The following is a 14,865-nucleotide window of genomic DNA, read 5'->3' on the forward strand; positions in this document are numbered from 1 at the left end:
CAGATTACTTAAAAATCTTGTATGGTTTGCAATATTGTTGTTTAGAATGTTTGTGTTGCTTGATAGTGGTCTTAAGTGAAATATTTTTTCGATCTTTCATGATGATTTGCAAGTAAATGCATTGAATCCTTCTAGTAAAAGTCAAGCGGCAGCCAGTTTTTCTTATTGTCAGTAGGGCTAAAGTCAGCGAGGACCTGATTCCGAGAGATTTCTTAAGCTAACCAAGCTCTTTCTTGGTTAGGGAAACTCCGATCAACATCGCGATGTGCGTGTTGTTAGTCGAAACGAAAACGAATTTCAGCGCTGCTTAGCGCAGAAAGGCCCGTCCGCACTGCTTCGTCGGGCTTTTTCAGCCCAGCTCCCCGCGTTACACGCGTAACTCGCCCGTACCCATCAGCTGTTTTCGAGCCATCCAGAGGTTCGACAGAGCAAACAGCGTGGTCAGTTGAGCAGTGTTTTTCATCAGCCCACGAAAGCGCACTTTCACATAACCAAACTGGCGCTTGATCACCCGAAACGGAAGTTCGACCTTGGCCCGCGTCAGGGCTTTGCAGTACTCGATTTTGCGCTTGGCCTTGTAGAGCTGGCTGCGTTTATTCAGTCGTGAATAAGTGCTACGTCGCGCCGCGATCTGCCAGATCACTTCACGACTTTCGTGCTCATCACGCTTCTCGACGCCGGTGTAACCGGCGTCCGCATAGACCGCGTTTTCCTCGCCATGTAGCAGCTCAGCAACTTGGGTTACGTCGGCCACATTCGCAGCTGTGCCGTGGACATGGTGAACCAGGCCTGACTCCACATCGGAGCCGATGTGGGCCTTCATTCCAAAGTAGTATTGGTTACCTTTTTTGGTCTGATGCATCTCAGGATCACGCTTGCCTTCCTCGTTCTTGGTTGAGCTGGGAGCATCGATGGTGCCCTGGCGCAGGGACAGACCTTTTTCCTGCAAATAACCGTTGATGACAGCCAGGATCGCAGGCGCCAATTTATGCTTCTCCAGCAAGTGCCGGAAGTTCATGATCGTGGTGTCTTCAGGGATCGGCGCACTTAATGTACGACGGGCGAACTGACGCATGGGAGTGATTTCATAAAGCGCTTCTTCCATGGCCGAGTCGCTCAGCGAGAACCAGTTTTGCAGCAGATGGATGCGCAACATGGTCTCCAGCGGATACGGTTTACGGCCACCACCAGCCTTCGGGTAATACGGTTCGATCAACCCCAACACACCACTCCAGGGCACCACCTGATCCATTTCGGCAAGGAAGCGTTCACGGCGGGTTGGCTTGCGCTTGCCGGCGTATTCAAAGTCGGAAAAGCTCATCTGGCTCATGCGTGGCTCGGGCCAGGTGGTGAAGGTGTATTTCAGCACATCTGAGGACTTGTTCGGAGTTTCCTTAGGGTCTTTGATTTTCGTCTTCAAAGGGAGTAAAGCCGCCAACAAACAAGAACTTTCTTGCCGCCCAGCGAGGCTGATCTTGACAAGCATCCAGTTCAATTCTGGTGACCGCGAACCGCTAATCTTGCATCATTTGCCGGTATTAAATTCCAGAAAACAGCCTCGCAACGAGACAAAAGATCAACCACACTCCTGTTGTTTTAGGCCAACGCCCCTTCCCGGGTGTCGTTTCTACTATTGCATGGTGATTTACGCTGACCTCGTTCCCTCTTACCTCAACCATGGACACCACGGCATGAGCATAAAAGTACTGATCGTCGACGATCACCCAGTGATCTGTCAGGCCATCCGCTACGCTCTGGAACCTCACGATTACGTCATTGTTGGCGAGACCGGCGACGGTCTCAGCGCACTGGGGATGATCGAGTCGCTCAAGCCAGATATAGTCATCCTCGATATTACCCTGGCAAAACTCGACGGCCTGTCGGTGCTCAACCGCATCATGCGCGAGAAGCACGATGTTCGAGTGCTGGTGTTTACGTCCCAGTCCATCGATACCTATGCTATGCGCTGCTTTCAGGCCGGCGCCAATGGTTTTGTCAGCAAAAACGAATCCATCACCCGACTGTTGAGGGCTGTCGAGACCGTCGCCGAGGGTTACGTATTTTTCCCCAAACGCTCCATCCCCTTCCATGAAAGCGAACGTAGAACCGGTTCCGACGGTGTCCTGAGCGAGCTGACCAACCGCGAACTGCAAGTGCTCAAATTACTTGCCGAAGGCCTGAGCAACCTGGACATAGCCGAGCGCTTGCACTTGAGTAACAAGACTGTCAGTGGGCACAAAATCAATCTCCAGAGCAAGCTGGGGGTGTCTACGGTGGTAGATCTGGCGAGTATCGCCCGACATAACAACCTAGTCTGAGCGTCTTTATCTTGAAATCACTGATACGTTCGTTGTTCCTGCTGCTGGCTCTGCTCTGCGTGACCGCCACGGCGTACAGTACTGACATTCAGATACGTGCACGTCAGAACCTGGACACCCTGCAAGTGCACCTCAGTATCGAGGAGCAGGTTTGGTTGCGACACAAAAAAAAACTCGTGGTGGGGATCCTCAACAGAAACCTCCCTCCTTATCAGATGATCAACGAACGCCAGGAACTGGAAGGTATTGGCGCCGATTACCTCAGCGCCTTGCAACTTGAGCTGGGAGTCCCCGTTCAATTGCAAACTTTCCCTTCCCCGGCCGCTGCCTATAAGGCGCTGAAAACCGGACAGGTGGATCTGGTAGACAGCGCCACCCAGATAGAGGCCGAGGATTATCAGGTTACCCTCAGCCCACCTTATGCATTCACCGAGCTGGCGCTGTTTGCCGAAAGTGGCGATCTGCGCGACTACGCCCGCAATATGCCCAGCACTCGAGTAGCTGCCAATGATGGCATGGCCCTCGAACTCTATCAGCGCACGAGTGGACAAGGCCGGATCCAGCGCTATCCATCACCCCTGGCCGCGATGGCCTCGGTACTGAACGGCGAAGCGGACGTGTATCTGGGAGACACCTTTGCCACCTATTACGTGTCAAACCAGGTGTTCAGCAATCAACTGGTGGTCAATCACAGTGCCGGGCTGCCGGAAATTCAGGTCGGGTTTGCGATTGCTCCCGATAACCTGTTATTGCAGTCAATCCTTCAGCGCACGCTGGGCAACCTCAAACGCTGTCAGGTCGTCTCGGCCCTCGCTAAATGGGGAAGCACAGAGAGCTGCGACCTCAGCAGTTTCCGAGAGCGCCTGGCGGTACCCGAACGCATCTGGCTGGATCAGGCCAAGCCGCTGCGGCTTGTGATCAGCGAAGACCTGGCCCCTTATGCCTTCTTCAATAGTCGGGGACGGTTCAATGGTATTGCCTCGGACGTGCTGGATATCGTCCGGCGTAAAACCGGCCTGCGCTTCGAAATCATCCGGGTTACTTCCCAAGGTGACGCGGACGCCCAATTGCGCAACCATCAAGCTGATCTCAGCGTCTTGACGCAAGTCGACCCCGAGCATCCCGCCTACCTGTTTACCCGGCCTTTCGTCACTACGCCTTATGTGCTTTTGCGAAAAAAAGATACCGCCCACATAGAGCTAAACGAAGGTTCCTCCGGCTCATTGGTCTTCGCTAGCGGGCAACTCCTGAGTGGAGACCTGGCCAGGAGTTATCCGCATCTGCGTTTGGAAGAAACCCGAACCATCGCCGAGGCTCTGAACCGGGTACGCGACGGCCAGGTTGACTTCACCATAGCACCAGCCAACCTTGCGCATTATTACCTGACCTACAAGTACGAAAATAGCGTGGAAATCAGCGGCATGCTTGCCATCCCCGATGCCCGGATCACCTTTGTTGCCCCCAAAGAACAGGCCCTGCTGGTTTCGATCATGGACAAGGCCCTGGCCGAAGTACCGCCCCAGGAATACCTGAAAATCATTGGGCGCTGGCGCGCAAACTCAGCCACCGACGACAAGTACTGGGAAGGTGTCGCCTCGTTTATCTGGAAATCCCTGGGTATCCTCTGCCTATTGCTGGCGGTGGCTGGCTATTGGATTTTCACGCAGCGCCGACGAATCATCCGCAAGCGCCAAGACCTCTTGCAACGCCAGCTGCTGCTCGACCAAGTGCAGCTGGCCAAAGAATCTGCGGAAAAAGCCAGCCGCAGCAAGAGCGTGTTTCTGACCACCATGAGCCATGAAATCAGGACCCCACTCAATGCCATCATCGGCATGCTGGAGCTGGTACTAACCCGCAAAGACAATGCCGAACTCAACACCCAATCGGTGCATATTGCCTACGAGTCGGCCCACACCTTACTGGCCTTGATCGGCGACATCCTCGACATCTCACGCATCGAATCCGGCAGGCTGACTCTGCGCCCGGAGCCCGCCAGCCTTCAGGAGCTGATCGGAGCGGTTGCCAACGTGTTCAAGGGGTTGGCCCGTCAAAAGAACCTGAGCCTGCACCTGAAACTGGATGATTTAGCACGTCAACCTGTGTGGATTGACGCCCTGAAGTTTAAGCAGATCCTGTCCAATCTGGTGAGCAACGCCATCAAGTTTACCGATCAGGGCAGCGTCCTGATCCTCTGCCAGGCCAAACCTGCAAAGGACGGTTCAATCAACGTCAGCGTCAGTGTGACCGACACGGGTGCAGGCATTGCGCCGTCGCAAATCCGGCAAGTCTTCAGTCCCTTCTTCGAGCTCGATAGTGCGGTTAACAACTCCAACACCGGTGCCGGACTGGGCCTGTCTATCAGCCAATCGTTGAGCCGCCTGATGAGCGGCAGGCTGAGCGTTGAGAGCGAGGTCGGCGTCGGCACGCGCATGCTGTTCACAGCACGCTTCGAACGTGTCAGCGAGAAGAGCCGCGATCAGGCCGGCCCTAAACAGCCTTCTGCAACACCGGATATCGACTTGCCGCTGACGGTGCTGATTGTCGAAGACCACCTGCCCAGCCAATACCTGCTGAACCAGCAGATCAATTACCTGGGCCACCAGGTCATTACCGCCAACAACGGCGTCGAAGGGCTGGCCCAGTGGCAAGCGCACGATATCGACATCATCCTCACCGACTGCAACATGTCCGAGATGAACGGCAACGACATGACCCGGGCGATCCGGCGCCTGGAAACACAGGCGGGCCTACGCCCCTGCACCATCATCGGTCTGACTGCCAGCGCCCAGCAGGAAGATCTGGAGCGCTGCCTGAGCTCGGGCATGAGCCATGCCCTGACCAAGCCGATCAATCTGGCGGGTTTGAACCGGGTCATCCCCAAGCTCCAGCACTCTGGAAAGGCCAATGAGTCAGTGGGTGCTTCCTTGAACGAGGACATTCAGTCCGCCCTGGCCGAGCGGGTCATCAGTAGCAACCGGCAAGAGCTGCTTGCCCTTTGCACAGCCCGGGAACAGAACAATCGCCCGGCCTTCGGTGCTATTGCTCACAAGCTCAAAGGTACGGCTTACCTGCTCAACGCCCAAGATCTGCTGGAGCTATGTCAAAACCTCGAGGAATTGATCGCCGAGGATGCTCATCAGCAAGCCTTGCACAGCGCCGTTACTGCACTTGAGGAGGCGTTGCTGACACTCAACGAATCATTGCAACCACTCTAAAAACCATAGGTCCTTGCCGACGAAGGCGATTCAATTACCTACCAAGCCGCCTTCGCTGGCTACAACCATACCCAACCTACCTCTAGTCAAAAACTTGATAGCTCTACCTGCTGCCTAATCCAAGCCTCTATGCTCTCTTCTAAGAAGCCCACAGCGGATAGACCAATTTTCACCGGACGAGGAAAGGTGCAGTCATATCTAGGTGAGCACCGATCCAATCGGTCGTGAATTGTTGACCGCCCTAATCCAGTACGCTCCTGAACTTGTCTAATACGCAGCATTTTTGATGGTGCTTTATGCTCGTAAAGCATCGCTCGATTCCTTGATCTATATCGGAGACCAAAGTCTTGCATGCTTAAGCCTTTCAACACATATGCTTTTGCTGAGCAGAAGCAACATATTTCGGAGACAAATCGCTGTCGGAGAACTAACTTTTTTGGGGAGTACTAACTGTCAGAGCCCCTGCCGCCAACCCGAACGTACGTGTATGCGATACGACCCCCACTCCCATGCCAATCCTTGCGATCAAGCACATCGACTGCTCTATCCCCAACTCTCCCTCCTCAATAAATCGGGTCTACACCGATCAGAACGGCAACAAAACTTTGCAGCGTGTTGATGGACGACGCATCGTCAACTGCGACAGCGCGGGGAAGCATGCCGCCTGAAAGCTGAGAGCCATCGCGATAAGAAAACACGCGCTATCAAGATGGGGGGACAATTGGGGGGACAGAATCATTAACGCTGTAAAAACCCAGCAAAGCCTGGATAATTTTCGAAAATAACGCCGCCCACAAGCCGGCTTTTTAATGCCTGAATGAAAGTAACTACCTAACAGCTGCCAGACCTATCCTCCGGACCGTCGCGCCGCTTGACTCTCCCCCTAAGGTCACACCTCATCCTGAAGCCTACTTTTTCAGGACCTCGTCCCATGAGCCAACGCATCTTGGTCATCCTCGGCCACCCTTCCAACACCAGCTTCTGCTCCGCCCTCACCGACGCCTACATAGCCGCTGCCAAAACCGCCGGTCACAACGTACGTCTCCTACGCGCGGCCGACCTGAGCTTCGACCCGATCCTGCACAACGGCTATACCCAGATCCAACCTCTGGAACTCGACCTGCTCAGCGCTCAATCCGACATTCTGTGGGCCGAGCACCTGACATTTATCTTTCCCATTTGGTGGGGTGGTATCCCGGCATTGATGAAGGGGTTTATCGACAGAATTTTCCTGCCCGGCTTTGCCTTTAAATACCGCGAAGGCAAAGCATTCCCTGACAAGCTGTTGCAGGGTCGAACCGCACACCTGCTGGTGACCCTGGATACACCTCCGTGGTATTACAGATGGTTCTACCGCATGCCCGGGCTGCATCAAATGCGTAAGACGACGCTCGAGTTCTGTGGCATCAGGCCGATCAAGACGTTGCTGTTCGGGCCGGTACTGGGCTCCAAGCCCGCGCAGCGGGACAGATGGCTGAAGCAAGCCGGAGCACTCTTTGGGAAAGGGACTTTTCATGTACATCGGCAAAGCCGCGCAGTTGTCGGGCACCACGATCAAGGCAATTCGTCATTATGAGGCCATCGGCCTGTTGCCACCGCCGCAACGGGAAGGCCGCTACCGCATTTACACGCCACAGAGCGTAGAGCTGCTGACGTTTATCAAGTGCGCTCAGCAGTTGGGTTTCAAGCTCAAGGAGTTGCAAATGATTCTGCAGGGGCATTCAGTGGATGCGTTGCCCTGGCAGCGGGCACGCAAGGCTATTGCGGACAAGAAGCGTGAATTAATGCGCCAGCTTGAAACGTTGCAGACCGTATATGCAGGACTTGAGACGTTTGAAGCCAGCCTTGAGGATGCACAGGGTCAGTGTCAGCTCGAGCGCCTTGCTGGGCGGTGACGCGCTGATCAATAAGGCTTCTCGGTATTTTGTGTAGCCATGGACAGCGGTTTGATACGAAAAAACGCAGAACCTGAGGGCAACAGAAGAGAGCACGCCCTTAACCTGTAATCGGCTCACACCCCAGCCAAAACCCACCCCCTCATTTGCCCCAATCCCCCATGTCTGCTAGTGTCGCGCCGGTTTACCGTCAACCGGAATAGCCGCCATGGCCCGCAAAAAAGTTGCACTCGATTTCGAACAATCCCTCGCTGACCTGCAAGCGCTGGTCGAGCGTCTGGAGAACGGCGAGTTGTCGCTGGAAGACTCGTTGACGGCATTCGAGCAAGGCATCGGCCTGACTCGTGATTGCCAGAGCGCGCTCGCGCAGGCTGAGCAGAAGGTTCAGGTGTTGTTGGAGCGTGACGGGGAGTTGGCCGAAGAACCGTTTGATGCGGAACAGCCTGAATGATCGCGGCCTATCAGGCCAGCAGCCAGGCCCGGGTCAATGCTGCGCTGGAAACCTTGTTTGTCGCCCCAAGCCCTGAGCTGAACCGCCTGTATGATGCCATGCGCTACAGCGTGATGAACGGCGGCAAGCGTGTGCGACCACTGCTCGCGTACGCAGCCTGCGAAGCCTTGGGCGCTCCGGCGGAACAGGCCAACGGTGCGGCGTGTGCGGTGGAACTGATTCACGCGTATTCCCTGGTACACGACGATTTACCAGCGATGGACGACGATGATCTACGTCGCGGCCAGCCGACGACTCATAAAGCCTTCGATGAGGCTTGCGCGATTCTTGCCGGTGACGGCCTACAAAGTCTGGCATTCAGTGCCTTGCTGGATCCGCAACTGAGTGGCGCGAGCGCCGAGACCCGTTTGCGGATGGTCTCTGCCTTGGCTTACGCCGCCGGCCCTGCCGGCATGGTGGGCGGTCAGGCGATCGATTTGGGCTCGGTGGGCCTGAAGCTTGATCAAGTAGCCCTTGAATACATGCATCGCCACAAGACCGGTGCACTGATCGAAGCGGCTGTTCAGCTCGGCGCCTTGGCCAGCGGCCGTGCCGACGCCGCGCAGTTAATGGCGTTGCAGACTTATGCACAAGCCATTGGCCTGGCGTTTCAGGTTCAGGACGACATTCTCGACGTCGAAAGCGATACCGCGACCCTCGGTAAACGCCAAGGTGCCGATATCGCACGGGACAAACCGACTTATCCTTCACTGCTCGGGCTTGAGGCCGCCAAGGCCTACGCCCTTGAGCTACGTGATCAGGCGTTGCACGCCCTGCGACCTTTCGACGCGGCAGCCGAGCCATTGCGTGACCTGGCGCGGTATATCGTCGAACGCCGCCACTGAGATCACTGGCCGTTTGCACCGCATATCGGCCAACTTCAGTGCACCGCGTGGGCAGCTTGCGATGCTTGAGGTAAACTGCCGCCTCTTCTATACCTATAACGATTCGCCTGATGCCCACGACGTTTCAAGAGATTCCCCGCAAGCGCCCGTCCACGCCCCTGCTCGACCGTGCTGATACGCCGGCCGGCCTGCGCCGTCTGGGTGAAGCCGAGCTGGAAACCCTGGCCGATGAGTTGCGCCTGGAATTGCTCTACACGGTCGGTCAGACCGGTGGGCATTTCGGCGCCGGCCTGGGCGTCATCGAGCTGACCATCGCGTTGCATTACGTTTTCGACACCCCGGACGACCGACTGGTGTGGGACGTGGGTCATCAGGCTTATCCGCACAAGATCCTCACCGGTCGTCGCGAGCGCATGGCTACCCTGCGCCAGAAGGACGGCATCGCTGCCTTCCCGCGTCGCTCCGAGAGCGAGTACGACACCTTTGGCGTTGGCCACTCCAGCACCTCCATCAGTGCAGCCCTGGGCATGGCGATTGCCGCTCGCCTGCAAAACAGCGATCGCAAGGCGATTGCGGTGATCGGTGATGGCGCGCTGACGGCGGGCATGGCTTTTGAGGCGCTGAACCATGCGCCGGAAGTCGATGCCAACATGTTGGTGATCCTCAACGACAACGACATGTCGATCTCACGTAACGTCGGCGGGCTGTCCAACTACCTGGCGAAAATTCTGTCCAGCCGTACCTACGCCAGCATGCGCGAAGGCAGCAAGAAAGTACTGTCTCGTCTGCCCGGCGCGTGGGAAATCGCCCGTCGTACCGAAGAGTATGCCAAGGGCATGCTGGTCCCCGGCACCCTGTTCGAAGAGCTGGGCTGGAACTACATCGGCCCGATCGATGGCCATGACCTGCCGACCCTGATCGCCACCCTGCGCAACATGCGCGACCTCAAAGGCCCGCAGTTCCTGCACATCGTCACCAAGAAAGGCAAAGGCTTCGCCCCGGCGGAAGTCGACCCGATTGGTTACCACGCAATCACCAAGCTCGAACCGGTGGACGCTCCCGCCGCTGCGCCGAAGAAAGCCAGCGGGCCGAAATATTCCGGTGTGTTCGGCGAATGGCTGTGCGACATGGCCGCCGCCGATCCGCGCCTGGTGGGCATCACGCCGGCGATGAAAGAAGGTTCCGATCTGGTGGCGTTCAGCGAACGCTTCCCGCTGCGTTATTTCGACGTGGCGATTGCCGAGCAACACGCCGTGACGTTCGCTGCCGGCATGGCCTGCGAAGGCGCCAAGCCAGTGGTGGCGATTTACTCCACCTTCCTGCAGCGCGGTTATGACCAACTGATACATGACGTGGCGGTACAGAACCTCGACGTCCTGTTCGCCATCGACCGTGCAGGTTTGGTGGGTGAAGACGGCCCGACCCACGCCGGCAGTTTCGATTTGTCCTTCTTGCGCTGCATCCCCGGCATGCTGGTGATGACGCCGAGCGACGAGAACGAGCTGCGCAAGATGCTCAGCACCGGTCACCTGTACAACGGCCCGGCGACGGTGCGCTACCCACGCGGCACTGGCCCGAATGCGGTGATCGAGAAAGACCTGGAACCGATCGAGATTGGTAAAGGCATCGTCCGCCGCCAAGGCAGCAAAGTTGCGTTGCTGGTGTTCGGCGTGCAACTGGCCGAAGCCCTGAAAGTCGCCGAGAAAATCGACGCGACCGTGGTGGATATGCGTTTCGTCAAACCATTGGACGAAGCCCTGGTTCGCGAGATTGCCGGCAGCCATGAGCTGCTGGTGACCATCGAAGAGAACGCCATCATGGGCGGCGCCGGTGCGGCAGTCAGTGAGTGCCTGGCGCGGGAGAATATCCTCAAGTCGGTGCTGCACCTGGGCTTGCCGGATGTGTATGTCGAACATGCCAAGCCGGCACAGATGCTGGCGGAATGTGGGCTGGATGAAGCGGGGATTGAAGCTTCGGTTCGTCAGCGCATGGCACTGCTGGGTCTGTAGCTCAGACGCCCAAAAAAGCGGATCAAATGTGGGTGCATCTACAAAGTTGCGCCGTGGTCTGGTTTCTGTAGCCGCTGCCGAGGCACGAGGCTGCGATGCGGGCCGCAGGGCCGCCCCTAGGGTCGCTACGCAACCCATCGCAGCCTCGTGCCTCGGCAGCGGCTACAGAACTTTCGGGGAGCCTACATCGCAGGCAAGCCAGCTCCCACGTTGATTTTGTATTGTTCTTGAATGCTATGGAAAGCCCATGAGCCGCCTTCGCTTCGCCCTGCCCCTTCTTCTGCTATCCGCCACTGACCTGCTCGCCGACAGCTTTGAGCGCGACGACGCCCTGAAGCTGCCCGATGTGGTGATCAGCGCCAACCGCCAAGTTCAGGCACGTAATGACAGTAGCGCGGCTAACACAGTGTTCACCCGTGATGATATCGAGCGCTTGCAGCCCACCAGCGTGAGCGACCTACTCAGCCGGGTGCCTGGCGTACAGGTGGCGCAAAGTGGCGGACGTGGCAGCCAGACTAACGTTTACATTCGCGGTACCGCGACGGCCCAAAGCCTGGTGCTGGTGGATGGCCAACGTATCAGCAGCTCAACCTCCGGCACCAGCAATCTGCAATACCTCAATATCCAGCAGATTGAACGCGTGGAAGTACTGCGCGGCTCGCGCTCGGTGATCTACGGCAGCGATGCGATTGGCGGGGTGATTCAGATTTTCACCCGACGTAATACCGAGGCTGGCGTACAGCCAACTATCCACGTCGGCTTTGGCAGCAACCAGACGTGGGAGCGTAGCCTGGGCCTGTCCGGCGGTGATGAACAGACCCGCTTCAGCCTCGGCGCCAGCCTTGATGACACCGCCGGCATCAACCGCACTCACACCTCGTACCCCAGCGATAACGATCATGACGCTTATCGCAATCAGTCCGTCAGTTTCAGCCTGAGTCATGCCTTCAATGACAACATTGAGGCGGGCCTGAATGTGCTCGATAACCGTGGTAAAAGCGAATTCGATAACCCGTTTGGACGCTATGACGCGAACTATCAGGTTTTCCAGCAAAAGCCTTACACCCACTTTACCGTAAGCGGCGTGAGCAGCTACGTCGACGCTCGCATCAACGACGTCTGGAAGTCCCGCGTAGAGTTGGGCCATAGCGAAAACCGTGAGGAAACCCTCGATAAGCTCAGCGACGACCGGAGTGTGTTCAATACCTACCGCAACTCGCTGAACTGGCAAAACGACCTGACCCTCAATGATCAGAACAGCCTGATCCTGGGCGGCGATTGGTATGAAGACCGGGTCAACAGCAGCACCGTGCTCGCCGAAGACAGTCGCTGGAACCGTGCTGCGTTTATCCAGCACCGCTTTCAAGGGCAGTATTTTTCCACCGAACTGGGACTGCGCCGTGACCAGAATCAGCAGTTTGGCGGCCAGAACAGCTGGAGCGGCACCCTCACCTTGCCCCTCAATGCCGACAATGACCTGCTGTGGAGCTACAGCGAGGGGTTTCGTGCCCCAACGTTCAACGACCTCTACTACCCGAACGACAATGGCTTTAAAAACAGCAACCCGAACCTGAAACCCGAAACGTCAAAAAGCTACGAAGTGCAATGGCGCAGCCAGCTCAGCGACACCAGCCGCCTGGAAGCCTCGCTGTACCGGACCGACATCAAAGACGCGATCGTGTTCGGCAGCAACGGCCCGCAGAACGTTGCCACAGCACGCATCAACAGCTTCGAAGCCGCGCTCAAGCAAGAACTGTTCGGCTGGCAGAGCAGCCTCGCAATCGCACTGATTGACCCACGAGACCGCGACAGCGGGCATACCCTGACTCGCCGTGCCAGACGCACCTTGAGTCTGGACCTCGACCGTCAGTTCAATCAGTTTGGTGTCGGCGCTAGCTGGCAAACGGTGAGCAGCAGCTACGACGACCCGAAGAACCAGCAACCTATCGGCGGATATGGCTTGCTCGGACTACGGGGCAGTTGGACGCTCAATCGTGAGATCAAACTGGACATGAAGGTCGATAACCTGTTGAACAAGGAATACACCCGCGCGCTGTATCAGTATCAAGGTACGCAGTATGGCTACCGCGAAGAAGGTCGGGCGTTGATGTTTGGGGTGACCTGGACGCCGCAGCTCTAAGCTGATGGATCCGCTGCCTGGGCTGACGCTATCGCGGGCAAGCCCGGCTCCCACAGTTGATCGAGTTGCCTGGACGTGTGGGAGCTGGCTTGCCTGCGAAAGCGGTCTCAAAGACCCGGCGCAATTACCTGACACAACCTGGCCACCGCCTCCAACATCTGCCCACTGGGCCGTTCCAGCCCCTTGTCCGGCACCAGCAACAAGTGCCCTTGGGCCACCGCCGCCACCTGCGGCCAAGCCTTCCACGCATCCAACTGCACCTGGTCACCCGCCAGAATCACCTCGGGATTGCGCTGCAACACCGATTCGATACTGACCTGCGGCGCCGGCAGCTTGAGGTCATCGAACACATTACGCGCCCCGCACACGCTCAACGCATCACTGATGATCTGCCCACCGCCCACGGTGTACAGCGGCTGATTCCACACCTGATAAAACACCCGCAACGGCTCTGCTCGATGGTAACGCTGACGCAATCCATCAAGACGCTGGCGCAATTGTGCAGCCAGTTGCCGGCCGGCTTCAGCACGCCCCAATTGCTGGGCAATAGCTTCGACCTGAGTGGTCAGTTGTTCGAGGCTATGGGGCTCGGCCACGTAGACCGGGATATTGAGGCGCTGGAGCTGCTCACGCTGAGCCGGTCCGACGCTGCCGGGCCACAGCAGTATCAGGTCTGGTTTGAGGCTGAGGAGTTGTTCCACGTCCAACTGGCCGTAACGCCCGACAGAGGCCACGTGCGCCAGTTGTGCAGGCCGATCACCGGCATCGAGCACGCCCACCAGCAAATTGGCAGCGCCCAACTCAACGACGATTTCAGACAGGGATGGAGCGAGGCTGACCACGCGCTGCACAGCGCCGGCCGACACGCTGACGGCCAGCAGCAAAACCGCCAGCCAAGCGCGCATCAACCCAACTGACGCGGAATGCGGTAGAGGTAGAACAGCACCAGGGTCGACAGCGCCAATAGAAACAGCGGCACCGCTTCCAGGCCGACGAATACCGCCAGCGCGCCGATCCAGGCCGGCAACGCAGCAATCAGCAACGCCATGCGCCGACGGGCCGCCAGAGTGATCCAGGCAGCCGGCTCTTCAGGGGTATCGAGGGCTTTTTGCGTATTGATCAGCGCGTGTTTATAGCCATTGAAATAGCGCAGGCTGACAAACATCGACGCCACCCCGGCGATAAACAACGGCATGGCCAGCACCGGCAACAGCGGCTCGGTCTTGCCAAACACCAGGTTGATCACGAACAACGGCAGCAGCGCCAGGGCCAGGTACTGCCACCAGTTGACGGAAAGTCGCCGCCGGACTTGGCCACGGGTCACGCCCGGTCGGCCTCGCCCTGATGTTCGTTGCCCATCATGTGGTCAAGCTTGCTGGCCTTGGTAGCCAGGTAGAGCTTGTTGTGCGGGTTGTGGCCGGTGTGCAGCGGCACACGCTCGGCAACGGTGATGCCCATGTCCGTCAAGGCTTTGACCTTGCGCGGGTTGTTGGTCATCAAGCGCAGGGACTTGACGCCCAGGTGCTCAAGCATCGGCAGGCAGATGGCGTAGTCACGCTGATCGGCGGCAAAGCCCAGGCGCTCGTTGGCTTCAACGGTGTCGGCGCCGCCGTCTTGCAGCTCGTAGGCGCGAATCTTGTTCAACAGGCCAATGCCACGGCCTTCCTGGCGCAAATACAGCAACACGCCACGGCCTTCGCGGGCAATGGCCTGCATTGCGGCTTCCAACTGCGAGCCACAGTCACAACGCTGGCTGAACAAGGCATCGCCGGTCAGGCATTCGGAGTGCAAACGACCGAGCACTGGGGCGCCGTCGGCCACATCACCCAGGCTGAGGACGACATGTTCGCGCCCGGTGGCTTCTTCAAGAAAACCGTGCATGGTGAACTGGGCAAAGGGGGTAGGCAGCTTGGAAGCGGCGACGAAAACGACGGGCACCGTGTGCTCCTGATT

13 protein-coding genes are annotated in these 14,865 nt (G+C 57.6%); 8 read left to right on the plus strand and 5 right to left on the minus strand.

Annotated elements, in window-relative coordinates:
* Positions 1-367: 367 nt before the first annotated feature.
* The gene (locus tag HKK55_RS22035; RefSeq protein WP_169356578.1) at positions 368-1,330 is read right to left on the minus strand and encodes an IS5 family transposase; all 963 of its coding nucleotides are present in this window, start codon (positions 1,328-1,330) and stop codon (positions 368-370) included.
* A gap of 361 nt (positions 1,331-1,691) precedes the next feature.
* Between HKK55_RS22035 and HKK55_RS22040 the strand changes: the two genes are divergently transcribed.
* Both HKK55_RS22040 and HKK55_RS22045 read left to right on the plus strand, forming a co-directional pair.
* Entirely contained in the window at positions 1,692-2,318 is a 627-nt protein-coding gene (locus HKK55_RS22040; RefSeq protein WP_169356579.1) for a response regulator transcription factor, read from the plus strand.
* Positions 2,319-2,329: 11 nt separating this feature from the next.
* Positions 2,330-5,533, plus strand: coding sequence for a transporter substrate-binding domain-containing protein (locus HKK55_RS22045; RefSeq protein WP_237151286.1), 3,204 nt, complete (start codon positions 2,330-2,332; stop codon positions 5,531-5,533).
* An 86-nt stretch (positions 5,534-5,619) separates the two neighbouring features.
* Here HKK55_RS22045 and HKK55_RS22050 read toward each other — a convergent pair whose 3' ends face one another.
* Positions 5,620-5,886: an AlpA family phage regulatory protein gene (locus HKK55_RS22050; RefSeq protein WP_336604601.1), complete on the minus strand. Its 267-nt coding sequence runs from the start codon at positions 5,884-5,886 to the stop codon at positions 5,620-5,622.
* 578 nt (positions 5,887-6,464) lie between these two features.
* Here HKK55_RS22050 and HKK55_RS22055 point away from each other — a divergent pair.
* The 6 genes from HKK55_RS22055 to HKK55_RS22080 all read left to right on the plus strand — a co-directional run bounded on the left by HKK55_RS22055 (position 6,465) and on the right by HKK55_RS22080 (position 12,912).
* A complete protein-coding gene (locus HKK55_RS22055; protein ID WP_169356580.1) occupies positions 6,465-7,109 on the plus strand; it encodes an NAD(P)H-dependent oxidoreductase in 645 nt (214 codons plus the stop codon).
* Positions 7,048-7,428: a MerR family transcriptional regulator gene (locus HKK55_RS22060; protein WP_169356581.1), complete on the plus strand. Its 381-nt coding sequence runs from the start codon at positions 7,048-7,050 to the stop codon at positions 7,426-7,428. Before HKK55_RS22055 ends, HKK55_RS22060 begins: the two co-directional genes overlap by 62 nt.
* A 208-nt stretch (positions 7,429-7,636) precedes the next feature.
* On the plus strand, positions 7,637-7,879 hold the full coding sequence (locus HKK55_RS22065) for an exodeoxyribonuclease VII small subunit (protein ID WP_003194556.1): 243 nt from the start codon (positions 7,637-7,639) through the stop codon (positions 7,877-7,879).
* Positions 7,876-8,763 carry a (2E,6E)-farnesyl diphosphate synthase gene (gene ispA, locus HKK55_RS22070; protein ID WP_169356582.1) on the plus strand — a complete coding sequence of 296 codons (888 nt, stop codon included), beginning with the start codon at positions 7,876-7,878 and terminating at the stop codon, positions 8,761-8,763. Before HKK55_RS22065 ends, ispA begins: the two co-directional genes overlap by 4 nt.
* Positions 8,764-8,873: 110 nt before the next feature.
* Positions 8,874-10,772: a 1-deoxy-D-xylulose-5-phosphate synthase gene (dxs, locus tag HKK55_RS22075; RefSeq protein ID WP_169356583.1), complete on the plus strand. Its 1,899-nt coding sequence runs from the start codon at positions 8,874-8,876 to the stop codon at positions 10,770-10,772.
* 247 nt (positions 10,773-11,019) lie between these two features.
* On the plus strand, positions 11,020-12,912 hold the full coding sequence (locus HKK55_RS22080) for a TonB-dependent receptor (RefSeq protein WP_169356584.1): 1,893 nt from the start codon (positions 11,020-11,022) through the stop codon (positions 12,910-12,912).
* Between the two features lie 107 nt (positions 12,913-13,019).
* On the opposite strand, the gene HKK55_RS22085 is transcribed toward HKK55_RS22080, so the two are convergent.
* The 3 genes from HKK55_RS22085 to ribA are packed head-to-tail and all read right to left on the minus strand — an operon-like array spanning position 13,020 to position 14,850.
* The gene (locus HKK55_RS22085) at positions 13,020-13,817 is read right to left on the minus strand and encodes a cobalamin-binding protein (protein ID WP_169356585.1); all 798 of its coding nucleotides are present in this window, start codon (positions 13,815-13,817) and stop codon (positions 13,020-13,022) included.
* Entirely contained in the window at positions 13,817-14,236 is a 420-nt protein-coding gene (locus HKK55_RS22090; protein WP_169356586.1) for a nuclear FMR1 interacting 1 family protein, read from the minus strand. Before HKK55_RS22090 ends, HKK55_RS22085 begins: the two co-directional genes overlap by 1 nt.
* The gene (ribA, locus tag HKK55_RS22095) at positions 14,233-14,850 is read right to left on the minus strand and encodes a GTP cyclohydrolase II (protein WP_169356587.1); all 618 of its coding nucleotides are present in this window, start codon (positions 14,848-14,850) and stop codon (positions 14,233-14,235) included. Before ribA ends, HKK55_RS22090 begins: the two co-directional genes overlap by 4 nt.
* Positions 14,851-14,865 lie beyond the last annotated feature (15 nt).

This window comes from Pseudomonas sp. ADAK18 (genome assembly GCF_012935695.1).
Taxonomy (GTDB): Bacteria; Pseudomonadota; Gammaproteobacteria; order Pseudomonadales; family Pseudomonadaceae; genus Aquipseudomonas.